At 55.7% G+C, this 24449-nt stretch carries 28 protein-coding genes; 19 read left to right on the top strand and 9 right to left on the bottom strand.

All coding sequences use genetic code 11. From position 1 onward, the window contains the following. From ACW81B_RS02350 to ACW81B_RS02330, 5 genes are all read left to right on the top strand, one after another. Window positions 1–256: hypothetical protein (locus ACW81B_RS02350; protein WP_491578595.1), on the top strand; the 256-nt coding region annotated here is incomplete at its 5' end. Between the two features lie 68 nt (window positions 257–324). Beyond that, window positions 325–1758 (top strand): restriction endonuclease, encoded by a 1434-nt coding sequence (locus tag ACW81B_RS02345; RefSeq protein WP_491578594.1) that lies wholly within the window; start codon window positions 325–327, stop codon window positions 1756–1758. A 110-nt stretch (window positions 1759–1868) separates the two neighbouring features. Continuing rightward, a complete protein-coding gene (locus ACW81B_RS02340) occupies window positions 1869–2069 on the top strand; it encodes a type II toxin-antitoxin system VapB family antitoxin (RefSeq protein ID WP_491578593.1) in 201 nt (66 codons plus the stop codon). 93 nt (window positions 2070–2162) lie between these two features. Further along, on the top strand, window positions 2163–2423 hold the full coding sequence (locus ACW81B_RS02335; RefSeq protein WP_491578592.1) for a type II toxin-antitoxin system VapC family toxin: 261 nt from the start codon (window positions 2163–2165) through the stop codon (window positions 2421–2423). A 384-nt stretch (window positions 2424–2807) separates the two neighbouring features. Next, on the top strand, window positions 2808–4055 hold the full coding sequence (locus ACW81B_RS02330) for an ATP-binding protein (protein ID WP_491578591.1): 1248 nt from the start codon (window positions 2808–2810) through the stop codon (window positions 4053–4055). Window positions 4056–4373: 318 nt separating this feature from the next. On the opposite strand, the gene ACW81B_RS02325 is transcribed toward ACW81B_RS02330, so the two are convergent. The 5 genes from ACW81B_RS02325 to ACW81B_RS02305 form a co-directional block, all read right to left on the bottom strand. Further along, the gene (locus ACW81B_RS02325; RefSeq protein WP_491578590.1) at window positions 4374–4868 is read right to left on the bottom strand and encodes a GNAT family N-acetyltransferase; all 495 of its coding nucleotides are present in this window, start codon (window positions 4866–4868) and stop codon (window positions 4374–4376) included. Next, window positions 4856–5134 (bottom strand): type II toxin-antitoxin system TacA family antitoxin, encoded by a 279-nt coding sequence (locus ACW81B_RS02320; protein ID WP_491578589.1) that lies wholly within the window; start codon window positions 5132–5134, stop codon window positions 4856–4858. Before ACW81B_RS02320 ends, ACW81B_RS02325 begins: the two co-directional genes overlap by 13 nt. A 193-nt stretch (window positions 5135–5327) precedes the next feature. Then, the gene (locus ACW81B_RS02315) at window positions 5328–5441 is read right to left on the bottom strand and encodes a type II toxin-antitoxin system RelE/ParE family toxin (protein WP_491578597.1); all 114 of its coding nucleotides are present in this window, start codon (window positions 5439–5441) and stop codon (window positions 5328–5330) included. Next, window positions 5442–6053: a glutathione S-transferase N-terminal domain-containing protein gene (locus ACW81B_RS02310; protein ID WP_491578588.1), complete on the bottom strand. Its 612-nt coding sequence runs from the start codon at window positions 6051–6053 to the stop codon at window positions 5442–5444. Window positions 6054–6060: 7 nt separating this feature from the next. Next, a complete protein-coding gene (locus ACW81B_RS02305; protein WP_491578587.1) occupies window positions 6061–6486 on the bottom strand; it encodes a MarR family winged helix-turn-helix transcriptional regulator in 426 nt (141 codons plus the stop codon). A 279-nt stretch (window positions 6487–6765) separates the two neighbouring features. Between ACW81B_RS02305 and sufB the strand changes: the two genes are divergently transcribed. Genes sufB through ACW81B_RS02275 form a run of 6 tightly spaced genes read left to right on the top strand, consistent with a single transcriptional unit; the run spans window position 6766 to window position 11529 of the window. Beyond that, complete coding sequence (gene sufB, locus ACW81B_RS02300; RefSeq protein ID WP_491578586.1) at window positions 6766–8214, top strand: Fe-S cluster assembly protein SufB; 1449 nt, start codon at window positions 6766–6768, stop codon at window positions 8212–8214. A gap of 24 nt (window positions 8215–8238) precedes the next feature. Next, complete coding sequence (gene sufC, locus ACW81B_RS02295) at window positions 8239–8991, top strand: Fe-S cluster assembly ATPase SufC (protein WP_491578585.1); 753 nt, start codon at window positions 8239–8241, stop codon at window positions 8989–8991. After that, window positions 8988–10322 carry a Fe-S cluster assembly protein SufD gene (sufD, locus tag ACW81B_RS02290; protein WP_491578584.1) on the top strand — a complete coding sequence of 445 codons (1335 nt, stop codon included), beginning with the start codon at window positions 8988–8990 and terminating at the stop codon, window positions 10320–10322. Before sufC ends, sufD begins: the two co-directional genes overlap by 4 nt. A 6-nt stretch (window positions 10323–10328) precedes the next feature. Then, the gene (locus tag ACW81B_RS02285; RefSeq protein WP_491578583.1) at window positions 10329–10703 is read left to right on the top strand and encodes an SUF system Fe-S cluster assembly protein; all 375 of its coding nucleotides are present in this window, start codon (window positions 10329–10331) and stop codon (window positions 10701–10703) included. A gap of 19 nt (window positions 10704–10722) precedes the next feature. After that, a complete protein-coding gene (locus tag ACW81B_RS02280) occupies window positions 10723–11049 on the top strand; it encodes a HesB/IscA family protein (RefSeq protein ID WP_491578582.1) in 327 nt (108 codons plus the stop codon). Between the two features lie 18 nt (window positions 11050–11067). Then, entirely contained in the window at window positions 11068–11529 is a 462-nt protein-coding gene (locus ACW81B_RS02275) for a SufE family protein (protein WP_491578596.1), read from the top strand. Window positions 11530–11592: 63 nt separating this feature from the next. Here the strand turns inward: ACW81B_RS02275 and ACW81B_RS02270 are convergent, their stop codons facing one another. Continuing rightward, window positions 11593–12552: a LysR family transcriptional regulator gene (locus ACW81B_RS02270; RefSeq protein WP_491578581.1), complete on the bottom strand. Its 960-nt coding sequence runs from the start codon at window positions 12550–12552 to the stop codon at window positions 11593–11595. Between the two features lie 125 nt (window positions 12553–12677). Between ACW81B_RS02270 and ACW81B_RS02265 the strand changes: the two genes are divergently transcribed. The 6 genes from ACW81B_RS02265 to ACW81B_RS02240 all read left to right on the top strand — a co-directional run bounded on the left by ACW81B_RS02265 (window position 12678) and on the right by ACW81B_RS02240 (window position 18511). Then, entirely contained in the window at window positions 12678–14096 is a 1419-nt protein-coding gene (locus ACW81B_RS02265; RefSeq protein ID WP_491578580.1) for a form I ribulose bisphosphate carboxylase large subunit, read from the top strand. A gap of 38 nt (window positions 14097–14134) precedes the next feature. Beyond that, complete coding sequence (locus ACW81B_RS02260) at window positions 14135–14482, top strand: ribulose bisphosphate carboxylase small subunit (RefSeq protein WP_491578579.1); 348 nt, start codon at window positions 14135–14137, stop codon at window positions 14480–14482. A 70-nt stretch (window positions 14483–14552) separates the two neighbouring features. Further along, window positions 14553–14864, top strand: coding sequence for a hypothetical protein (locus ACW81B_RS02255; RefSeq protein WP_491578578.1), 312 nt, complete (start codon window positions 14553–14555; stop codon window positions 14862–14864). 38 nt (window positions 14865–14902) lie between these two features. Then, entirely contained in the window at window positions 14903–15718 is an 816-nt protein-coding gene (locus tag ACW81B_RS02250; RefSeq protein WP_491578577.1) for a CbbQ/NirQ/NorQ/GpvN family protein, read from the top strand. A gap of 49 nt (window positions 15719–15767) precedes the next feature. Continuing rightward, window positions 15768–18113, top strand: a complete 2346-nt coding sequence (locus ACW81B_RS02245) for a nitric oxide reductase activation protein NorD (protein WP_491578576.1) — start codon at window positions 15768–15770, stop codon at window positions 18111–18113. Then, entirely contained in the window at window positions 18110–18511 is a 402-nt protein-coding gene (locus ACW81B_RS02240; protein ID WP_491578575.1) for a hypothetical protein, read from the top strand. The genes ACW81B_RS02245 and ACW81B_RS02240 overlap by 4 nt, the downstream gene beginning before the upstream one ends. A gap of 11 nt (window positions 18512–18522) precedes the next feature. On the opposite strand, the gene ACW81B_RS02235 is transcribed toward ACW81B_RS02240, so the two are convergent. The 3 genes from ACW81B_RS02235 to ACW81B_RS02225 form a co-directional block, all read right to left on the bottom strand. Then, window positions 18523–20331: a DEAD/DEAH box helicase gene (locus tag ACW81B_RS02235; RefSeq protein WP_491578574.1), complete on the bottom strand. Its 1809-nt coding sequence runs from the start codon at window positions 20329–20331 to the stop codon at window positions 18523–18525. A 198-nt stretch (window positions 20332–20529) separates the two neighbouring features. After that, window positions 20530–22062 carry a SulP family inorganic anion transporter gene (locus ACW81B_RS02230; protein ID WP_491578573.1) on the bottom strand — a complete coding sequence of 511 codons (1533 nt, stop codon included), beginning with the start codon at window positions 22060–22062 and terminating at the stop codon, window positions 20530–20532. Window positions 22063–22197: 135 nt separating this feature from the next. Continuing rightward, window positions 22198–22866 carry an ArsR/SmtB family transcription factor gene (locus ACW81B_RS02225; RefSeq protein WP_491578572.1) on the bottom strand — a complete coding sequence of 223 codons (669 nt, stop codon included), beginning with the start codon at window positions 22864–22866 and terminating at the stop codon, window positions 22198–22200. A gap of 118 nt (window positions 22867–22984) precedes the next feature. Between ACW81B_RS02225 and ACW81B_RS02220 the strand changes: the two genes are divergently transcribed. After that, window positions 22985–23845, top strand: a complete 861-nt coding sequence (locus ACW81B_RS02220) for a sterol desaturase family protein (RefSeq protein WP_491578571.1) — start codon at window positions 22985–22987, stop codon at window positions 23843–23845. Continuing rightward, window positions 23838–24449, top strand: a 612-nt coding sequence (locus ACW81B_RS02215) for a TVP38/TMEM64 family protein (protein WP_491578570.1), incomplete at its 3' end; no start/stop codon positions are given. The genes ACW81B_RS02220 and ACW81B_RS02215, both read left to right, overlap by 8 nt.

Below are 24449 nucleotides of genomic sequence, written 5' to 3'. Positions count from 1 at the left end.
AGATATGAACGCTAACGAAGACCAGTTGAATTTGGCAGGATTATTTCCGGATTTCGGAACACTTGGGGTATATCCAGAGACTGCTGAACAACTTAGTGCGCTGTTTGTTGCCGTCCTCATCGGTGTGGCTGTGTTGTTTATTTTTTTCCTTGGTGGCAGTGTTAAAAGCCTACTTACGAACCAGCTGGATTCGAAAGCTGCTGAAAAACGAGACTTCACAGTCTGTTGTTATGAATCGTCAAGAACTCCGAGATAAAGCCAGTAAGGTTAGACACAACGCAGGGCACTTATGGAAAGAGTTTGATGAAACGCTTATAGTGCCTGATGGATACCGCTTGTCCTGGTTATCTGGACAGTTACCAGGCATTTCGCGATGAATACATCACACCTATCTTGCGTGCAGCAGGTGATGAGATAGAGCATGTACGAGGCGTTGTTGGTCGACAGCTCCGTGAGCGTGTTGGTGCTCTTATGCTGCGGCGTGTAAAAGAAGACAATCTTGATGGTCTTCCTGATAAGAACATATTTGTCGGAATGGATAACCCGGACTGGACTTATCTCCCAGTGCTTCACTCTACGCTCAGCGAAGGACAACTTGAGTCATACGATTCGATTCTTTCGAATGCGGCAAGCTCTGAAAATAACGTTGCGCTTGCCGCGTTGCAACGGCTCAGGGATGTCTCATTACATCCAAGGCTGGTATTCGGTGGCTTGGACTCAACTGGCAATTCGAGTGACCTCGACGTCTTGATGCGAGAATCCGGCAAGTTTCAAAGCTTGTTGTCAGTTCTTGATGAGATTAAGGGGCGAAAAGAGAAGTGCATTATTTTTACGATAAACAAGAAGCTCCAATCGTTTCTTTCTTTGGCTTTGTCCAGAACGTATTCACTGCCACCGATTTCCATTATCAATGGAGACGCAAAGGCCGTAGCAAAACGAGCAAGCAGTCCGACCCGAAAAAGTATGATTAAAGCCTTCGAGGAGAAGGAAGGATTCAATATCATCATCATGTCACCAGTAGCGGCGGGTGTCGGTCTTACCGTCGTAGGTGCCAATAATGTGATTCATCTGGAGCGTCACTGGAATCCGGCGAAAGAAGCGCAAGCAACTGATCGTGTATACCGTATTGGACAAGAGCGGGACGTGAACGTGTTCATCCCCCTAATTCACCATCCAAACTTTCAATCCTTCGATGTCAATCTACACCAGCTTCTGACTAAGAAGAGCCTGCTGAAAGACGCAGTTGTAACGCCGGAGCAAGTCATACCTTTACCTGATGGCTTCAAGAAGGGCGGCTGGTCTCCCTCTCAGCGTATCTCGTTTGACGAGGTGGCCAGACTGAGCTGGCAGCAGTTTGAGGCATTGTGTGCTGAGCTGCTTCTAAGGGAATATCAATCAGAAAGCTGTTGGTTGACACACAGTGGTGGAGATTACGGTGCGGATGTAGTTCTTACCAAAGGGAGTGGCGCTACGCTGGTACAGTGCAAACATACCGGTAGCCGAACCTATGACGGATACCGAGCGGTTACTGAGGTTCATTCAGCGAAAGTTAAATATGAGGCAGAGCTTGACAAACAAGTTGATTGTTTGGTTTTCGCCACTAACGCTGTGCGACTGGGCACAAAGACCAGAAAAGCAGCCAAACAGTACTCAGTGCTCGTGCTGGATGGTAAGAGACTCTCGGAGCTTCTGGGTAAGCATCCCGTTACATACGCAGATGTTGTAGGCAGACTGGATAAGGAACGACTAGGTGTATGATAGTTCAATACGTGGGGAATGGCAGATACGGCGACCCTTGCACAATCAACGTATGAAATATAGCATCAAACGATGTCGTTATTCGTGCCTTCTGACGACGGGAGCGTCCCATGAGAACCACACTGAATATCGATGACGAATTGTTGGCAGAGGCCCAACGGGTGACCGGGGTGAGTGAGAAAGTCGCGCTGGTGCGTGAGGGATTGCGCGCCCTGATCGAACGCGAGAGCGCCCGCCGGCTGGCGAAGCTGGGTGGCAGCGAACCCCAACTGAAACCGATACCCCGCCGGCAGTCCGATCCGGCCGCATGATCCTGGTCGATACCTCGGTCTGGATCGATCATCTGCGGAGACGAGCGACTTATTGAACTACTCGACAGCAGCCAGATACTGGCGCACTCCTTTGTGATTGGTGAGCTGGCCTGCGGGAATCTGCGCAAGCGCAATGAGGTACTCAGGCTGCTCAATGATCTGTCCCAGGCACCGGTAGCCTCTCATGAAGAGGTGTTGCACTTCATCGAAAGTAACAAACTGATGGGGCACGGGGTCGGTTATATCGATACCCATCTTCTGGCATCGACCGCATTGGCCGATACGGCCTTGATCTGGACACGCGAAAAGCGGTTTCAGAAGATCGCCAGTCAGCTGAAGCTGTTATTTGACTGATCGACCCGGCGTTCATGAGGATTACAACTCACTGGATGCTGGATGTGCTGTGGCACGGGTAAATTCAATTGTGGGAGATATTTACTGCGCATGACGGGCCGATCATCCACTATTTTGTCGATGAGGCCGGCGATCCTGTGCTGTTTAACAGCAAGGGCAGGATTCTCGTCGGAGAGAATGGCTGCCCCTCATCTTACAGAAATTGGGTAATACGCTGTTTTTCAAACTAAATCTGTGGTATTTCGTTCCATTGCTGGTTGGGATTGGGCTAATCAATGGTGTGCAGAGGGTTGGTTTGATCCCTTCATTCAGGCGGGCCAAAACCTTTCAAACAGCCGAATAAAACCTTTCGTTTGGCCGAAACCAGGGTTACACTTGGCCGGTATGACCGAGCCTGTTTTACATCCACGATTCCTGCTGCCGCGGGTCAACGAGGCGCTGACCGATACCCCGGTGGTTTTGATCCACGGGCCGCGGCAGTGCGGCAAGACCACGCTGGCCCGGCAGGTGGGGGACGCGGCGGGCTTTACCTATCTGAGTTTTGATGACGACGTGCAGCGGGCTTCGGCGCAGGCGGATCCGGTGGGCTATGTGGCGGATCTGCCGGAGAAGGTGGTGCTGGACGAAGTGCAGCGGGTACCGGAGTTGTTTACTTCGCTGAAGGCCAGTGTCGATGCCCGGCGGCAACCGGGTCGGTTTATCCTGACGGGTTCGGCCAATGTGCTGCTGGTGCCCAAACTGGGCGATTCGCTGGCGGGGCGCATGGAGATATTACGGCTGCATCCGCTGTCCCAGGCCGAATTGGCGGGCGCCGAACCCCGGTTTCTGGCAAGCCTGTTCGGCAAGGGTTTCAAGGCGGGCAAGGCGGGCCGCCGCATGGCGCGGAAGCTGGCCGGGCTTGTGGTTGCTGGCGGTTATCCGGCGGCATTGGCGCGCGCCACCGAAGGCCGCCGCGCGGCCTGGTATCGTGATTATGTCGATACCCTGGTGCAGCGCGATGTGCGCGACCTGGCGCGTATCAGCGCGCTGGATGCCTTGCCACGGCTGCTGGCATTGGCTGCGGGTCAAACAGCAAGGCTGCTGAATGTCGCTGATCTGGCCGCGCCATTTCAGTTGAGTCGCCCCACCATCCGTGACTACATGACCCTGCTGGCGAGAATCTTTCTGCTCGATGAACTGCCGCCGTGGCACAGCAATCGTCTGCGCCGTCTCATCAAGAAACCCAGGTTGCATCTTGGCGATACCGGTCTGGCCTGTGCCTTGCTCGGGGTCAATGCAAAGACCTTGTGGGACGATCGCGCCCTGTATGGCCAGTTGCTGGAAACCTTTATCTATCAGGAATTGCGGCGGCAGGCGAGCTGGCAGGAAGAACCCGTAGGTTTTTACCACTTCCGTGACAAGGACGGCGATGAGGTGGATGTGGTGATGGAGTCCGGGGGCAAGCTCTCCGGTATCGAGGTCAAGGCTGCCGCTACGGTGGTAGCGGGTGATTTCAGAGGTTTGCGCAAACTGAAAAATGCGGCGGGCCGGCGTTTTGCGGTGGGTGTGCTGCTCTACGACGGGGATGCGATTACCCCCTTTGGCGAGAACCTGTACGCCGTACCTGTCTCCTGCTTGTGGCAGGCCGGTTGATGCCCTGTACCGAAGATACCCTGGTTTCAGCAAACCACGGCCGAGTACCTGGAAAAGCAAGTCGGTTGGGAGTCGGTATTCCGGCATGTCTACCGGGCCTGCCCGGAACTGCCATCCCCGTTCTATTCGTCTACGGTAACCTGACCGGCTGAGCCAGCATCATGGATGCCATGACCGGCAAGCACGGATGACCTGGCGTTCATGAGACTTACAGGGGAATATTCCCCCCACAACCGCAAAAGACACCAGGTAAACCATGCGGGACTTTTGCGGGATTCAGCTCTGAATCACCCCGCGTTGTCAGGCAAAATGGGCACCTTACAGGTAGCGTGCTGCATCCTGCAATGTAACCATCAAGGTCATGGGGTCGAGCGGAGATTCGATAAACCCGTTACGGGTGTAGAAGCGCTTTGTTTCTTCCGAGAGGGTATGCACAAGTAACGCCCGGATGCCTGCCTGTTTCGACACCGACAGGGTGCGCAACAGGGCATCTTTCAGCAGACCCCGCCCCAGGCCTGCCTGTTGACACCGTTGATCGACGGCGAGTCTTCCAAGCACCATGACGGGTATCGGCTTGGGCATATTACGGCGTACTTTCCCTGGCGCGTCGTGATGTTCGATGCTGCCACTCGCCAGCGTGTAATAACCGACGACCTGGTTATCCTGACAAATGACGAAGGTGCGGGATGCCCCGGAAACTTCATTCCTGAACGCACGGCGTTTAAGCCATTCATCCAGTACCGGGACACCGCATGAGAACGATTCAATGAGGTGAGCCTCGGTAATCGGCGCCGGCGCCGTTATTTTTCCCATGGTGCCTTGTCATGTAACAGTTGGCGGAGAGCGGGGTTGTCTTTGACCGGCGCGTTGATGAGTGACTCGAATGCCTGCCAGGCCGTGTCGTCCGCCAAAAAGAGCCGCTGGTCAAGCAGGACATTTTCGGCCTCACGGCAGGCGGCCTCCAGCATGAAGTCCGAGCGGTTCTTGTTGAGCATTGCAGCGGCCTTGTCGATCAGGTTGCGCTGAGTGGTGCGGGCGCGGATATTAATCGGCGCTGCACGATTTTGTGTTTGAGCCATCGGGATAGCCTCCTGTCGTATATATGATCGGTATACATTAGTGTATATCGATCATATATACAAATTCTGGAAGGAACAACCAGAATCGTGCTATCGGGACCGTGCTGCATTTGTCATGTAATCAAAAGCGTATGATTCTCGTGCAGGGCTGATTCGCTTGGCAGTAATTCGGGTGGTGCGAAAACCAGATCCTCTACCTGCGATGTTCGATATCCATGCGCCCGTGCAGTATTCTCAGGATATCGATACCGCCACCACCTACACGGTAAAAAAGAACGTGCTTTCCTTCCCGGGTCTTTAGGGCCAGTCACCCCGGCATATCTTGTCCAGGCTGTGTGTTTTGCATGGCATCTCGTGTGGAAAAATCCTCATACCAGGCAGCCAGCTCCGGGCGTTGATGCCGCCAACCCGGATCAGGCAGACGGAAATCCAGATAACCCAGGGATGCGCCCAGTGACAGTTGTGCCAGTGAGATGTGTCCGGGCAGTGTGCCGAGGTTGCCGTTCACAGTGTCCAGCGAACGGCGGATCTGGATTTCCCACTGCGCGATCCAGTCAGCGGATTGTTCCTGAGCCGGCCTGCGCCGCTCCATAACGATGTTATAGGCGGCATCGAGTATCCCGTCGCACAGCGCCTGCCAGCGCAGGACCGTCCAGCGCGCCATGCCGGACGCCGGCAACAGCCGCTCGGCGGTCAGGGTGTCGAGGTACTCACAGATCACCGGGCTGTCATACAGAGGTGTTCCATTATCCAGGACCAGTGTGGGCACCTTGCCCAGCGGGTTCTCTGCTTCAAGCTCAGACGCGTTGTCGAAAGGGTTGCAGGTTACACAGGTGACAGCCTGATTGAGTCCCTTTTCATGGATCACCAGTCTGACCTTGCGGGAGTAGGGTGAGGTTCCGGAGTAGAACAGTTTCATGACGGCTTCATTTGTTGTCGTCCAGCATAATTCGTGTCTCCCGCAAACTGTTGACCAGCTGACGGAAAGGCTTGTCGCCAATGCGCTTGCGCAGCGTCTGGAACAACGCGTCGCCGATTTTCTCCAGTTTTTTCTGCAAGCGTTTTCCCTCCCGGGTCGGGAACACGGTGGCAGAACGCCGGTCACTGCTGCTGGTATCCCGGCGCACCAGGTGGCGTGCAGCCAGTGCGTCGACAAAACGCGTCACCGTTGACGGGTCCAGGTGCAGTGCTTCAGCAAGCTGCTTATGGGAAAGCCCGGGCTCGTCAAGCACTAGGCGCAGGAGGTAGGCGTGAGGTGGGGACAGGCCGGCCTGGCGGAACTCGGTTTCCCAGACACGGCTCACCTTGCGTGTCAGCGCGTTGAGGTTGAAGTAGAGGCATCGTTCGAACATGCGGGAAGCCTAAATGAAAGTGGTTGTACATGCAAGTAATGGATGTGGCAATGCCAACGGGCTTGACAAGCGGGTGACAGGACAACATAACCTACTGATTGGTATAAGAGTATAGCCCGCCTGAACGGCTGAAAGCCAGGCGGTCGGCGGTTCGCACCGAGGAACGCAACGCGCGACGACAGACGCTAAAGGCGCCCCAATTGAAATTGGAAATAAAAAGGCGCACACTCTAATACCTTAGTAAAATACTCAGGTATTCATTCAGAGAGTCTAAAGCGCATGAGTTCAACACAGGAAACAGTCAAGAACCTGATCGGGTCCGGCTACGAACACGGTTTCGTGACCGACATCGAGTCGGATACGGTGCCGCCCGGTCTGGATGAAGGCACGATCCGCCTGATTTCCGCCAAAAAGAACGAGCCGGACTGGATGCTGGAGTCCCGGCTGAAAGCCTATCGTCACTGGCTGACCATGGTCGATCCGGAATGGGCGCATGTGCAGCATCCGCCGATCGATTTTCAGGCCATTTCCTATTACTCCGCGCCAAAGAAAAAAGGCGATGGCCCCAAAAGCCTCGATGAGGTTGATCCCCAACTGCTGGATGCCTACAACAAACTGGGTATCCCGCTGGAAGAACAGAAAGCACTGGCGGGTGTGGCGGTGGACGCCGTATTCGACAGTGTGTCAGTGGCCACCACCTTTCGTAAAAACCTGGCCGATGCCGGTGTCATCTTCTGCGCCATGTCAGAGGCGGTGCGCGAATATCCCGAGCTGGTAAAACAATATCTCGGGTCAGTGGTGCCCTATACCGACAATTATTTTGCTTGTCTCAATGCGGCTGTGTTTACTGACGGCACCTTTGTTTACATCCCGGAAGGTGTGCGTTGCCCGATGGAACTGTCGACCTATTTCCGCATCAACGAAGCCAACACCGGCCAGTTTGAACGTACGCTGATTGTTGCCGAAGCCGGCAGCTATGTCAGTTACCTGGAAGGGTGTACGGCCCCCATGCGTGATGAAAACCAGCTGCATGCAGCGGTGGTAGAGCTTATCGTCATGGATGATGCACGCATCAAGTACTCCACGGTACAGAACTGGTATCCCGGTGATGAACAGGGTCGTGGAGGTATCTACAACTTTGTCACCAAACGCGGTGACTGCCGCGGAGACCGTTCACACATCTCCTGGACCCAGGTGGAAACCGGTTCCGCCATCACCTGGAAATACCCCAGTTGTATTTTGCGCGGCGACGATTCGGTGGGTGAGTTCTACTCGGTCGCTGTCACGCGCGGCAGGCAGCAGGCCGATACCGGCACCAAGATGATCCACATGGGCCGTAATACCAAAAGTACGATTGTCTCCAAGGGTATCTCCGCGGGGCAGGGTCAGAACACCTACCGCGGACTGGTGCGTATGACGCAGCGGGCGGAAAACGCACGCAACCACAGCCAGTGTGATTCGCTGTTGATCGGTGACCGCTGCGGTGCGCACACCTTTCCCTACCTGGAAGTGCGCAATCCGACCGCCAAAGTCGAACACGAGGCCACCACATCCCGGCTGAGCGAGGACCAGTTGTTCTATTGCCGGCAACGTGGACTCTCTGAAGAAAACGCGGTATCGATGCTCGTTAACGGGTTCTGCAAGGAAGTGTTTAAGGAACTGCCGATGGAGTTTGCGGTAGAAGCGCAGAAATTATTGAATATCACGCTGGAAGGCGCGGTCGGTTAAATGCATAGCAACGGAGATAGACACATGCTTTCCATCAGGAATTTACACGTTTCCATCGAAGATGAAACCATCCTTCGCGGGCTGAACCTGGAGATCGGTCGTGGCGAAGTACACGCCATCATGGGGCCGAACGGTTCCGGTAAAAGCACGTTGTCGCACGTGCTGGCCGGCCGGGAAGGCTATCAGGTCACTGCCGGTGAGGTTCTGTTTGAAGGCGAAGACCTGCTGGCGCTGGAACCGGAGCAGCGTGCCCACCAGGGCATCTTCCTGGGTATGCAATACCCGGTGGAACTGCCGGGCGTGAACAATATGATGTTCATGCGCGAGTCACTGAACGCTGTACGCCGTGCGCGCGGCGAAGACGAGCTGGATGCGCTTGCCTTCATGCAGCGGGTGCGCGAAAAAGCCCGGCTGGTCGAACTCGATGAACAACTGCTCAAGCGCAATGTCAATGCCGGTTTTTCCGGTGGCGAGAAAAAACGCAACGAAATTCTGCAAATGGCCATGCTGGAACCCCGGCTTGCCATCCTCGATGAAACCGATTCCGGGCTGGATATCGACGCATTGCGCATTATCGCCGGCGGCGTCAATGCACTGCGCAGTCCGGAGCGCTCCATCATCCTGATCACCCATTACCAGCGGCTGCTGGATTATATTGAGCCCGACCGCGTGCACGTACTGGTGGATGGCCGCATTGTACGTTCGGGTGACAAGCAACTGGCGCTGGAACTGGAAGAAAAAGGTTATGGCTGGATAGAAGAGGAGACCGCGGCATGATCACGGTCGAGCAACAGCGCCGCTGGGTTCAACAGCTGATGACCGATGCAGAAGCCGGCCTGCCCGGCAAAAGTCCGGGCTGGCTTACGCAGGCACGCGACGCAGCCAGACAGGCGGTGACCGGGCTGCCGGTACTTGATCGCAAGCAGGAAGCCTGGCGCTATACCAGTATCGAAGCCTTGCTCAAGCAACGCTTTCGGCCGGCCTCCGATACGGATGACCTGCCGGTTCAGGATATCAAGGATTATTTGTTGCCGGCGCTCGACAGCTACCGCCTGGTGATGACGAATGGGCGATGCGATCCGCAGCTGTCCAGTCTCAATGATCTACCCGACGGCGTGAGCCTGGGCAGTTTGCGTGCGGGGCTGACCACCGATGCCGAATTACTGGCGACCTGGTTCGGTCAAACCGCCAATCATACCGAGCATGTATTCACCGCGATGAATACCGCGCTGGTCAATGACGGGGTATTTCTTCATGTGGGATGTCAGGTTGAACTGGATCGACCCATTGAAGTGATTTATCTGAACCAGACTGACGAGGAATTGTTGCTGATACAGCCGCGCAATCTCATCATGCTGGATGCCGGCGCCAAAGCCACACTCATTGAGCGCTTTATCGGCGTCGGGCAGTCAGCGTATTTTCACAATACCCTCACCGAGATTTCAGTGGGCAAAGGTGCCTCGCTCAAGCACTACCGTGTACAGGACGAAAGCCGCAGCGCTTACCACTTGAGCAGCCTGTATCTGTCACAGCAGGCACAGAGCCGTTATCAGGGCACCACCCTGGCGTTCGGCGGTGCCTGGGCCAGAACCGAGTACCACACCACCTTCAAACAGGAAGGTGCGATATGTGAATTAAACGGCCTGTATACCGTGGGTGATGGGCAATTGACCGACTTTCATCTGGACGTGCAGCACAGCGTTCCCGGTTGTGTCAGCCGCGAACAGTTCAAGGGTGTGCTGTACGGTAAAGGGCGTGCTGTGTTCGATGGCCGCATACGGGTCGACAAGCAGGCGCAGCACAGCGATGCACAACTGAGCAATGACAACCTGATGCTCACCCGTCATGCCGAGGTCGACACCAAGCCCCAGCTGGAAATCTACGCCGATGATGTCAAGTGCAGTCACGGCACCACGGTCGGACAACTGGACCCGCAGCAGGTTTTTTATCTGCGTTCACGCGGTATTGATGAAGCCGCCGCGCGCAAAATGCTGTGTCTCGGGTTTGCCGGTGAAGTTCTCGACAGCATCGACGTGCCGGTGCTGCGCGACGCCGCGACCCGGAAACTGGGCGACACCCTCAATGTCGCTGTCGAAGTCGAGAGGTAAAGCCTCATGGAAGTAAGACCCGTCTGGTTTCACGGTCAAACCAAAGCCGCCAGCGAACCTGCCGGGCTGCCGGCGGATGCGTCACTCGAACAGCATGTCATCGCCGCGATGCGCACGGTGTATGACCCGGAAATATCAGTGAACATCTACGATCTTGGCCTGATCTATGACATACAGATCAACGAGCAGGCGGAAGTATTGGTCAAAATGACGCTCACCGCGCCGGGTTGTCCGGTGGCAGGCATTCTGCCGGGTCAGGTGGAATCCGCCATCAGGGACGTAGCGGGTGTCAGCGATGCCTGCGTGGAACTGGTATGGGATCCGCCGTGGAGTCAGGACTGCATGAGCGATGAAGCAAAACTGACGCTGGGTCTGTTTTGAACACGATGAGGATTAAGCCATGGCTGTTGAATTAACCGAGAGTGCTGCCAGGCATGTCGAGAGCATGCTGGAAAAACGGGGTAAGGGTCTGGGTCTGCGACTGGGTACCAAAAAATCGGGTTGTACCGGTTTTTCCTACGTGGTCGATTATGCTGACGACGCCGGCGAGGACGATGTTGTGTTTGAATGCCACGGCGTCAAGGTCGTGGTGGACAGGCAGAGCCTGCCTTTGATCGACGGGATTGAGGTTGATTACCTCAAAAACAATGCCATCAATCAGGGATTCGAGTTCCGTAATCCCAATGTCAAGGATGCCTGTGGTTGTGGCGAATCCTTCAGCGTGTAATCAGGCACAGGAGGCATGATGGCCAGACTGGATGACATCGTCGATATCTTTGAACTGCTCGGTGACTGGGATCAGCGTTACCAGTACCTGACCGAGCTGGGTGAAAAATTGCCCGCGATGCCCGAAACACTGAAGACCGACGCCAACAAGGTCAGAGGCTGCATGAGCCAGGTCTGGGTTTGTGCATATCGTGACCAGGATGCCCCCCGTCTTGTTGGTTTCCACGGCGATTGCGATACCAGTATCATCAAAGGGGTGCTGGCGGTATTGATTCAGCTCAGCGCGGGTAAAACAGCCGAGGAAATTGAACAGCTGGATGTCGACGAACTCTTCACTCGTCTCAACCTGGACGAACACCTCTCCCCCAACCGTCACATCGGTGTCTATGCCATTGTCGATTTGATGAAACAGCAGGCACGGAATTTGAACCCGTCATCCGGTGTTTCTCAAACCACAGACCTGTCGGCAGCCGGTTGCTGAAAAAGCCCGTTATTTCACGCGATGTCGACCCGGGTCGGGTGCTGGTGTCCGGTGCATGAGCCATCACTCTGCGTCCGGCGGTCCCTGCGGGACCTGTTGCAACATATCCTTGCCCTGTTGCAGCAGAAAGTGCAGGAAGGTTCGGCTCACCAGCGACAGTTTTTTGCCTTTCAGATGTGCTGCATACCAGCGATAGAATAACGGGAAGCCTTTTACATCCAGTATGGCGATATGCTTGCCGGCAAGCTCCAGTCGCAGGTTCTGTCGAGACAGTACCGATATACCCAGCCCTGCCATCACGGCCTGCTTGATGGCTTCACTACTCCCTAATTCCATATAGGGCTCAACCTTGAGGCCTTGTTCAGCAAACAGGCGCTCGATGGCCAGGCGTGTTCCCGAGCCCGCTTCCCGGACCAGAAAGCGTTCTTCGCTCAACTGCTGTAACGAAATGGATGTACATTTTGTGAGCGGGTGGCGTGGGCTTGCAACAACCACCAGCTCGTTATCGACAAACGGGTAGGCCTCCACATCCAGTTCAACGGGAACCTGTCCCATAATCAACAGATCGTCTTCATTGGATTTCAGGCGTTCGAGTACTCGCGAGCGGTTAGTGACTTTCAGGATGGGTTTCACTTCGGGGTGCTGGGCGATAAACGCACCCAGCAGGTGAGGCATGAAATATTTGGCGGTGGTGATGACCGCGATGCGCAGCGGCCCCTTGACCACGCCTTCAAGTGCGGCGGCTGACTCCCCCAGAGAAACCATGCTGCCAAGGATGTTTTGCGCTGACGCATAGACTTCTTCGCCGACCGCAGTGGTGTGCAGACGGTTGCCCATCTTCTCAAGCAGCGGGTATCCAATTGTTTCACTAAGTTTTTTTACCTGCATAGACACAGTGGGCTGGCTCAGGTGCAGCATTTCGGCCGCACGGGTGTAACCGCCGAGACGAACGACGGCCTCAAAGATCTGCAGCTGGCGCAGGGTGACGTGGCGGATAAGGTTTTCAGCGACGGTGTAGGACATAGGTTGTTATCTATGAGATAAATAGAAAATATCGATTTCAGTTTATACCCGTAAATCTGAATAATGTCCATCACGCGGCGCTGGCCGCGCCAAGCACTTATTCACTGACATCATTGGAGAACACGATGGCTAAAACCTATGACGCGGGTGTAAAAGAATACCGCGAAACGTACTGGATGCCAGACTACACACCGAAAGATACGGATATTCTGGCCTGTTTCAAAGTGACGCCGCAGGATGGCGTGCCGCGCGAAGAAGTGGCAGCAGCCGTTGCCGCTGAATCCTCAACCGGTACCTGGACCACGGTGTGGACCGATCTGTTGACCGATCTGGACTACTACAAGGGCCGTGCCTACGCCATTGAAGACGTACCGGGTGATGATACCTGTTTCTACGCCTTCGTCGCCTATCCCATCGATCTGTTCGAGGAAGGCTCTGTTGTCAACGTCATGACATCGCTGGTCGGTAACGTATTCGGCTTCAAGGCCCTGCGCGCCTTGCGCCTGGAAGATATCCGCTTCCCGATTGCTTATGTCATGACCTGTAATGGACCGCCGCAGGGTATCCAGGTCGAGCGCGATCTGCTGAACAAATACGGTCGTCCGCTGCTGGGTTGTACCATCAAGCCCAAGCTGGGACTGTCGGCCAAGAACTACGGCCGTGCCTGCTACGAAGGTCTGCGCGGTGGTCTGGACTTCACCAAGGACGACGAGAATGTAAACTCCCAGCCATTCATGCGCTGGCGTCACCGTTTCGACTTCGTCATGGAGGCTATCCAGAAGGCCGAAGCCGAAACCGGTGAGCGTAAAGGTCACTACCTGAACGTTACCGCGCCGACGTCTGACGAAATGATGAAACGTGCCGAGTATGCGAAAGAAATCGGCGCACCGATCATCATGCACGACTACATCACCGGTGGCTGGTCGGCCAACACCCAGCTGGCACAGTGGTGTCAGGACAATGGCATGCTGCTGCACATTCACCGCGCCATGCACGCCGTGCTCGACCGCAACCCGCACCACGGTATCCACTTCCGCGTACTGGCCAAGATCCTGCGTCTGTCCGGTGGTGACCACCTGCACTCCGGCACCGTGGTCGGCAAGCTGGAAGGCGACCGTGAGGCAACGCTGGGCTGGATCGACATCATGCGCGATTCCTACATCAAGGAAGACCGTTCACGCGGTATCTTCTTCGATCAGGACTGGGGCGCCATGCCGGGCGTTCTGCCGGTTGCCTCCGGTGGTATTCACGTATGGCACATGCCTGCACTGGTCAACATCTTCGGTGATGATTCCGTGTTGCAGTTTGGTGGCGGCACACTGGGTCACCCCTGGGGTAACGCAGCCGGCGCAGCAGCCAACCGCGTAGCCGTTGAAGCCTGTGTGGAAGCGCGCAACATGGGTCGTGAACTTGAGAAGGAAGGTAAGGATATCCTGACAGCAGCTGCCAAGCACAGCCCTGAGCTGGCCGCCGCGATGGAAACCTGGAAAGAGATCAAGTTTGAGTTCGACACCGTTGACAAACTCGACGTCTCTCACAAGTAGTCACTAGAGATACCTTACGCAAAATTAGGAGCAGTAACATGCAAGATTACCAATCAAGCCTGAGTGATCCCTCAAGCCGGAAGTTCGAGACTTTCTCGTACCTGCCGGAGATGACGGCCGATCAGATCCGCAAGCAAATCGAGTACATCGTCAGCAAGGGCTGGAACCCGGGTATCGAACATACGGAACCCGAGAACGCCGGCGGCCATTACTGGTACATGTGGAAACTCCCCATGTTCGGTGAAACCGATGTCGATGCTATCCTCAAGGAAGTAGAAGCCTGTCATGCGGCGCACCCGAACAACCATGTGCGTCTGCTGGGCTTCGATAACTTCGCCCAGTCCGCGGGTGCATCGATGGTTATCTATCGCGGCAAAACCGTTTAAATCATCACGTGCTGTATGAATCCCCGGCTGCACACAGGTGCAGCCGGGGTTCTTTAAAGTGGATGTAATTATGAATAAACCGGATCGGTATGTCGGGATTGATAACGATATCAATGGCGGCATGACAACGATTGGAAAAATTATCCGGGATGCCTGGGTGTTTGGTCTTATTCCCGAGACCGAGACCTGTGAAGGCTGGAACCTAGCCGGGATTGATGCTTTGTTACAAAAGGTCAATGCCGAGTGGGACAAATATGGCTGCCTGGTCAGCCAGTTGCCAGAGCCACTGGCGAAACGTCATCGTGAAATTCATGCCGAGGCCATGAAAAAAGCAAGGGCGGCCGGTTGGTCCGGTGAGCATGAAACAGAAGGCGAAGAATAAAATCGTAACTTTCGAAGCTTAATTGAGTGGGTATCATTATGTCTGATTCAAGCGTGGATCCAACGCAGTATCTCATCAAGAATGAGCCGTATTACGAGCCTGTCGGCAAGGAAGTCGAACTCTACGAGGCGGCGTATAACGTACGCATGCCGATGATGCTGAAAGGTCCGACCGGCTGCGGCAAGTCGCGTTTTGTCGAGTACATGGCCTGGAAACTGGGTCGGCCGCTGGTTACCGTGGCCTGTAACGAGGACATGACGGCATCCGACCTGGTGGGGCGTTTTCTGCTCGACAAGGACGGCACCAAATGGCAGGACGGTCCGTTGACGACAGCCGCCCGTATTGGCGCTATCTGTTACCTCGACGAAGTGGTTGAAGCACGCCAGGATACCACGGTGGTCATTCATCCCCTGACCGATCACCGTCGCTCCCTGCCGCTGGACAAGAAGGGTGAACTGATCGAGGCACACCCGGACTTCCAGCTGGTGATTTCCTATAACCCGGGTTACCAGAGTTTGATGAAGGATCTCAAACAGTCTACCAAGCAGCGTTTTGGCGGCCTGGACTTCGACTATCCCGAAGCGGAACTCGAAGTGGCAATTGTGACGAAGGAATCCGGGGTCGACAAGGAAACCGCTGAAAAGCTTGTCCAGGTTGCACACCGTGCCCGCAACCTCAAGGGGCATGGCCTCGATGAAGGTATTTCAACCCGTCTGCTGGTGTACGCCGGACAGTTGATCAGCAAGGGGATCGATGCCGAAGCAGCCTGCAGCATCACTATGATTACGCCGTTGACGGACGACCCGGATATGCGCGACACCCTGAACGCAGCGGTACAGACGTTCCTGGGGTGATTCAAACTGATCGTGGACGGTTGTTTTACTTAACCTATGGTGTGCAGTGATGTCGTCTATCAAGCTTGAAGATTACTCGGAGTTTCTGGAAGAGACCGTTCCGGAAATCCGGGATGTTCTTGATAGTACTTTCCACGAAGCCGCGCGTATCATGTCGCCCACGGGATTGAGGGACTATCTTGATGGTGCAAAGGCACTGATCAACCTTCGCCGCGGCGATGACCTGGTGATTACCTACCTGCAGGAAATGCCGCTGGTGGCCAGGGAGTGCGGTGAGGATATTATTTCTGACTGCATCAGTGCGGCCATGAAAGTCTCGTCCATGACCTCGGGCGAGGTCATTACATTGCTGTTTTCCAGTTTGCCCACGGTCTCCAGGCATCTCGGTGATGCGCAACTGGTGCGTGGTTACCTCACGCTGATTCACCAGCTTGCTTCTACCGCGGCGCGCGGCCTGCGTCCGATGCTGACACACATCGATGAACTGCTTTCAAAGCTGACATTGAGCGGCCTGCGGCGCTGGGCGAACTTTGGCGCCCAGGCGTACCGGCGTGACTTCAATAACCTGACATCCTATTTCAACCTGGAATCCGCCGACAGTCGCGCCATGCTGGAGAAAGAACGACGCGGCGTATTGTTTGTGAAGATCCAGCGCAAGTTGAACTTCTACCTGCGTGCCCTGTGGGGCCGCGATTTCTTCCTGCGCCCGACGGGTGCGGATTACACCGACTTCCGTCCCTATATCGAAGACCGTATCCTGCACGTACCGGATGCGCTGGATGATATCGGGGATATCCCCGGCCTTGAGTTGTATCGTGCCACAGCCGCGCACATGGCTTCACACATGGTTTATACCTATAGTTCGGTATCCGCCGAGCAACTCAGTCCGGCACAGATGTTTTTTATCGGCCTGCTGGAAGATGCCAGGGTCGAGTACAAGGCCATTAACAGTTTTCCGGGGCTGAAGAAGTTGTGGAAGTCGTTGATGCTGGCCGAGTACGACGAGCCGGTCGAGCACGAAACGGTTCCAGTGCTGGAAAAACTGGCCCTGCAGTTGCTTGATAGCCAGGTGAAAGGCAGTGATGAACAGCTCAACCGGTTTGCGGAAAAATTCCATGCACAAATCGGGGCCAGCCAGGATGACAATCATTTCTCCTGGCTGATGGGCATCGAGTTGTACAACCTGTTCGCCGGCCGCAAGGCGGTACCCAGCCTGCGCATCCTGGAGCGTTACCGCATTCCCTACCGGGACGACAACCGTATTGTCTGGCACTTCGAGGACATTAACTGGGATGCCGGTTTTGAATACATCGCTGCCAGCAAACGCCAGGTTCGGCGCCAGGTCAGTCCACTGATGATGGCGCACGAGGTGGACTGCGAACTGGCCGGTGACGATGCACAGGAAATCTGGACCTGCAGCGATATCATGCGTCCCTACGAGGATGACCTGACAGACAACACCAAAAGCTTCAATGAAATGTGGGGCAAGGAGCCGGTCTCCGAGCCTTACCATTACCAGGAATGGGACTACCAGATCCAGTTGCACCGCCCTGACTGGGTGACAGTGTATGAACGTCGTATGCCAAAAGGTGATCCGGAAGAAGTCGACAGGATTCTTACCGAACATAAACCGATCGCCCACCGTATCCGGCAGATTATCGATTTGCTGGCGCCAGCCGGTGTTCAGCGCCAGCGCGGCCTGGAAGATGGCGATGAAATCGATATTAATGCCGCTGTCGATGCCATGATTGCACTGCGCATGGGTGAGCAGCCAAACCCGCGCATCACCATGCGCAACGTGCTGAAAACCCGTGACCTGGCGGTTGTCGTGCTGCTGGATCTGTCGGAATCAACCAATGAACAGGTGGGTGATACCGACAAGACTATCCTGCAGTTGACCCGGGAAGCGGCCACCCTGGTGGCCACGGCGATTGAAGGTATCGGCGACCCGTTTGCGCTGCACGGCTTTGCTTCCGATGGCCGTCACGATGTGCAGTACTATCGCTTCAAGGACTTCAATCAGCACTTCGACGATGAAGCCAGGGCGCGTCTTGCCGGGATGAAAGGCGGGTTATCGACCCGCATGGGCGCTGCACTGCGCCATGCCGGACACCATCTGCTGAAACAGCAGGAACGACGCAAGTTGATTCTGCTGGTGACCGATGGTGAACCGGCGGACATCGATGAGGCCGATCCGCAGCACTTGCGCCACGACACCAAAAAGGCAGTGGAAGAATTGTATTCGAATGGCGTGCTTACCTATTGCCTGACACTTGATCCTGACGCAGACAACTACGTGAAACGTATTTTCGGTGAAAACAACTATACCGTCATCGAGCATGTGGATCGTTTGCCAGAACAATTACCGCTGTTATTCGCAAGCCTGACGGGATGACAACGACACGCATCCACGACATGCCGGTCTACGCGGCGCGCACAGACAAGCTGGATGCTTCATTGTATAACCTGTGGAGACGTGCACGTCTCCACCTCGATATGCCGCTGCGCATCGACCTGCCTGGTCTGAAGCAGATGGTGCTGATTCTGGAAGAGGACTGCTGGGTGGTGGTGGATCAGTGCCAGTACGATTTGCCTGTGCTGGCGTGGGTGGATTTCCAGGATGCCGGCCGAACGACACTGCACACACCGGTTGAGTGTACGATGAATTACTACCATTTTATGGCCAGCCACCTGCGCGAGAAGACGCTGGTCCATATGGCGGAAGCCCTGGAGTCGAGACTGGGCGCAGTGGCTCCGCATGGAGAGAATCCTGCGAGTGGGGATGACGAATAAACGGATTCTTGTTACCGGCTCCTTTTTGCGGCTTTGCTTTTTACCCCTGTGTTCCTGGTTTTGGCGCCAGCCTTTGCTCTCGACTTTTTCTTCGCCTTGAATGACAGCGGTTTGCGCTTCCCCTCGTTTCGAGGCTCCCCGGCAACACTGATGTCCATCCGCTGCTGGCAGACACGTGTCTTTTTCAGTGCAATAAATGTCTCCCTGGGCATGCCGGCTGGCAGGTCTACGGTAGAATGGTGTTCGTAGATTTCGATATGACCAATATATTCACTGTCGAGGTCGGCCTCATTGGCGATAGCGCCAACGATGTTTCCAGGCTTGACATCGTGTTCATAACCGACCTCGATACGGAAACGCAGCATTTCAACTTCCGGGTGACCTTTTAACGGAATTGCCTTATCCGAACCGGCAGACTTGTTTCGTCGCGGTGGACGCTTCTCGTCCCTGAAGCTGTCCTTGCCGCCACGGCTTTCACGGACGGGTTTAACTGTTTTCTCGGAAAGCAGTAGTGGTTCGTCGCCCTGTAGCAGGGTAGCCAGCGCAGCTGCAATCTCCAGCGGTTCGGCGCCTTCCTCTTCCTGGACCTCGGTCAGTAACTGGTAGAAGAAATCATTCTGTTGTTCCGCCAGGCTGGCACGAATGCGCTGCTTGAATTTCAGCACACGTTGCTGGTTGATGTCTTTTGCCGTCGGCATCTGCATCGGTTCGATGGGCTGGCGAATGGTTTTCTCGATGGCACGCAGCAGGCGCTTCTCGCGCGGTGAGACAAACAGGATGGCATCACCGCGCTTGCCGGCACGCCCGGTACGGCCGATACGGTGGATGTAGGCCTCAACGTCTGTCGGGATGTCATAGTTGACGACGTGGCTGATACGTTTGACGTCCAGGCCTCGTGCCACCACGTCCGTCGCGACAAGAATATCGATCTGTCCCTTCTTCAGCCGGTCAACGATGCGTTCGCGCATTTTCTGCTGGATGTCGCCATTGAGTGCTTCAGCGGCGTGGCCACGGGCAGACAGTTTCTCGGCAAGCTCAACCGTCGCGGTCCTGGTGCGCACGAAGATGAGCATGGCATCGAAATCTTCGGCTTCCAGGATACGCGTCAGCGCGTCCAGTTTGTGCAGGCCGCTGACAGGCCAGTAGCGCTGGCGTATGGTTTCGGCTGTTGCGGTCTTTTGTGCAACCTTGATGACGACAGGTTTGTTCAGGTGTTGTTCGGCGACCTTGCGGATCTCTTTCGGCATGGTCGCGGAGAACAGTGCGATCTGGCGTGTGTCCGGGGTTTGTTCCAGCACCCATTTCACATCATCGATAAAGCCCATGCGCAGCATTTCGTCGGCCTCGTCGAGCACCAGTGCCTGCAGGCTGTCCAGCTTCAGTTTCCCGTTGCGCATGTGATCCATTACGCGTCCTGGCGTGCCGACCACAACGTGTACGCCACGTCGTAACTGGCGTAACTGAATCTCGTAGGACTGGCCACCGTAAATGGGCAGCACATGGAAATTCTTCAGGTGACGCGCGTAGGTCTGGAAAGCTTCTGAAACCTGGATCGCCAGCTCGCGCGTCGGCGCCAGTACCAGCAGCTGTGGCTCACGCCGGCTCAGGTCCAGGCGTGATAACAATGGCAGCGCGAAAGCGGCGGTTTTACCCGTTCCTGTCTGTGCCTGGCCGAGCAGGTCCCTGCCTTCCAGTAACACAGGAATACTTTCTGCCTGGATCGGGGAGGGTTGTTCGTAGCCAACATCCTCGATGGCTTTTAAAAGGGCCGGAGCAAGCCCCAGGTCCGAAAAACGGGTGACTTGATTTGAATCTGACATGACATATACCTGTTGCCCGGCTTGTGCCGGGTATAGCGTTCCTGCACGCGTCAGGCGTGAGGAATGGAGAGAGGACAACACTCGTTGTTGTCCCGAAGCTCTCCTTGATGCCACTTGAGGTATATGCCCCGATGAATCGGGTCGTTAACCTTGTCCGGGAATATGGGGAGAGACGTGTTTGTTAACGTGACGTGTGGCTCAGGCCAGTTCGTCGACGGCAATGTGGTAGCGTGGATCTTCCATGACGTTGACCTCCACCAGGTCGCCGGCCTTGTGCAGCAGCTTTACGCATTCCGGGCTCAGGTGACGCAGGTGCAGGGTTTTCCCGGCATTCAGGTAGCGTTCGGCCAGGGTGTCTATTGCCTCGATCGCCGAGTGGTCCATAACGCGTGAATGCTGAAACTCGATAATAACATCATCGGGATCTTCCTTGATATTAAAGAAGTCCTGGAAGTTCTTTACCGAGGCAAAGAACAGCGGGCCGTGCAGTTCGTAAATCTTTGAGCCGTTTTTATCAATAGTACTGTCGACGCGGATATGCTTGGCATGTTCCCAGGCAAACACCAGTGCGGACACAATCACACCGACCACTACGGCTATGGCCAGGTCGGTAGCGACGGTGACGGCGGAGACCAGTACCAGCACAAAAGCATCGCTGACCGGGATCTTGCGGAAGATGCGCAGGCTCGACCACTCGAAAGTGCCGATCACTACCATGAACATGACACCGGTGAGCGCGGCCAGCGGGATCATTTCAATCAGGTCGGATGCCGCCAGGATGAACAGCAGCAGGAACAGTGCGGCGCTGATGCCGGACAGTCGGCCACGGCCACCGGAGTTTATATTAATGATGCTCTGGCCGATCATGGCGCAGCCACCCATACCGCCGAACAGGCCGGTGACACTGTTGGCGACGCCCTGGCCGATACACTCACGGTTGCCCTTGCCGCGGGTTTCGGTGATTTCATCGATCAGGCTCATGGTCAACAGCGATTCAATCAGGCCAATGGCGGCAAGAATAATCGAATAGGGCAGGATGATCTTCAGTGTTTCGAGATCAAAGGGTACCATGGGAATGTGGAAGCCCGGCAGACCGCCGGCAATCGATGCCAGGTCGCCGACCGTGCGGCTGTCCAGGCCAATGAAAATCACCAGCAGTGAAACCGCCAGTATGGCGGCCAGCGATGAAGGTATGGCGGTGGTCAGTTTCGGCAGGAAGTGAATGATGGCCATGGTCAGGGCAACCAGTCCCAGCATGATCCACAGGGCCTGGCCCTGCATCCATTGCAGGCCGCCGCTCGCGTCTCCGACCTTGAAGTTATTCAACTGGGCGAGAAAAATGACAATGGCCAGCCCGTTGACGAAACCCAGCATCACCGGGTGCGGCACGATACGAATAAACTTGCCGAGCTTTAACAGCCCCACGCTAATCTGGATCACGCCCATCAGTACCACGGCGGCAAACAGATACTCGATACCGTGTTCGGCGACCAGGCTGACCATGACCACGGCCAGTGCACCGGTTGCGCCGGAGATCATGCCCGGACGGCCACCGATGACGGCCGTAATCAGGCCGACCATGAATGCGGCATACAGCCCCACCAGCGGTTCCACCCCGGCTACAAACGCGAACGCCACGGCTTCCGGTACCAGCGCGAGGGCGACGGTCAGTCCGGAGAGTATGTCATTCTTTGGGCAGCCCCTTTCGGTGCATTCAAAGTTAAAAAGCATGGGCGCCCTCTAAGGCGTGGAATTCGGCAGCGGAAAAACGGGCTATATTAGCATATTAATGTCCGCTAAACAAAAGGCGTGATGGAGGGGGCTGCCAAACCGTCATGCCGGCGAAGGCCGGCATCCCGTCTCTAATCAGCCAGTACCGGTCTTGACCGGCAGCCCGGCAGTCTTCCATTCCGGGTAACCGTCTTGCAGACGTCGTGCTTTCACACCCTTTTCTCTCAGGCGCTCAACAGCATCGTAGGCCAGTACACAGTGCGGTCCCCGGCAGTAGGCAACGATTTCCTGTTCCGGGTTAAGGGCTTTGAGGTAATTTTCCAGTTCGTTGATCGGCACATTGATTGCCCCGGCGACGTGGCCGGCGGCATATTCCTCCGGCGGCCGGACATCCAGCACCGTAACCAGGCCGTCCCGTACACGTTCAAGAAGTTCCTGGCGGGGCAGGGGTTCCAGTTCGTCTTTCACTGTCAGATAGGTGTTGACCAGTTTTTCCACATCCGCCACGTGACGTTCGGCAACCCCGCGCAGGGCGTCGAGCAGACCAATCACATCATCGCCGCTCAGGGTGTAGAACACTTTCAGCCCTTCCTTACGGCAGCTCACCAGGCCGGCCTGGCGCAGCTGTTGCAGGTGCTGCGAGGTATTGGCAACAGTAAGGCCGGAGACCTTCGCCAGTTCATCGACACTGCGCTCGCCCTGGGCAATAAATTCCAGTAATTCCAGCCGGTTGGCATTGCTTAATGCCTTGCCGACGCGGGCAAACTGGACAAATAGGTCGTGTTTGAAGTTGCTGCTTGACATATCTCTGGTATCGACTAATAATATTATTCAATAAATCTATTGAATACTTGTTAGCTAGAATATCATTATAGCAGGTCGCCGGTTGGGGGCAATCTGTAACGCCAAAGGGTAAAGATCCATGAATCTGAATGACTTTATTATGAGCAACGAAATGCCCATACGGCTGGGCTTTTTCCTGGGTATTTTCGCGGTGATGGGCCTGTGGGAGGTCATTTCACCACGGCGTCAGCTGCAGACGTCAAAAGCGGTTCGTTGGGCCAATAATCTGGGTCTGGTGTTTTTCAACAGTTTTATCCTGCGACTGGTGTTTCCCGCGGCTGCCGTCGGCATGGCCATGTTTGCCAGTGAGCAGGGCTGGGGCTTGTACAACTATATTGATGCGCCGTTGTGGATGGCCGTGCTGGTGTCCGTGGTGGTCATGGACTTCACGATCTGGTTGCAGCACGTGATGGTGCATGCCATTCCGGTACTGTGGCGCCTGCACCGTGTACACCATGCAGACATGGATTTTGACGTAACCACCGGTGCACGCTTTCACACCCTGGAGATCCTGCTCTCCATGCTCATCAAGTTTGCCGTGATCATGCTGCTCGGTCCGCCGGTTGTTGCGGTGATTATTTTCGAGGTGTTGCTGAACGCAACCGCCATGTTCAATCACGGCAATGTGCGTCTTCCCGAAACACTGGACCGGTTCCTTCGGCTCATTGTGGTTACACCGGACATGCACCGCGTGCATCATTCGGTTGAAGACGACGAGACCAACAGTAACTTCGGATTCAACCTGCCCTGGTGGGATCGCCTGTTTGGCACCTATCGTGCACAGCCGCGAGGCGGACATGAAAACATGACAATTGGCATTCGCACCTTCCGCGAGGACAAGTGGTGCAGCTGGTTGCCGGGCATGCTGGCCATTCCCTTTGTCGGCAAGGTGCAGGACTACGCCATCAACCGTCGCCAATGGAAAACCGATCATGAATAACAATCACCTCATGCGTATTGTCCTGTTTATCGGCCTTGCCACGGCCGTGACACTGGCCGTGGTGTACCGCGACCAGTTCGACGGCGCAGCGCTGGAGGCCTGGGTGAAGGATGCCGGCCCGGTGGCGCCACTGTTGTTTATGCTGATTTATGCACTGGCCGCTGTGCTGTTCCTGCCCGGTTCGGTACTGACACTGGCCGGTGGCGCCCTGTTCGGCCCGGTGCTGGGTACTGTGTATAACCTGGCAGGCGCCACCCTCGGCGCCACCCTGGCCTTTCTGATTGCGCGCTACCTGGCATCGGACTGGGTGGCCGAAAAAGCCGGCGGGCGCGTGAAACAACTGATCAATGGTGTGGAAGGCGAGGGCTGGCGGTTTGTTGCCTTCGTGCGCCTGGTGCCATTGTTCCCGTTCAACCTGCTGAACTATGCCCTGGGTCTCACGCGTCTGCGTTTGTCGCATTACATCATTGCCAGTTTTGTTTTCATGTTGCCGGGCGCCGTTGCCTTTACCTACCTGGGCTATGCCGGCCGCGAAGCGGTGGCGGGTGGAGAAGGCATGATCCAGAAAGGACTCATGGCACTGGCCCTGCTGGCCGTGGTCGCG

This window comes from Thiogranum sp., from assembly GCF_058323355.1.
This window is presented reverse-complemented; position numbering and strand designations above follow the sequence as displayed.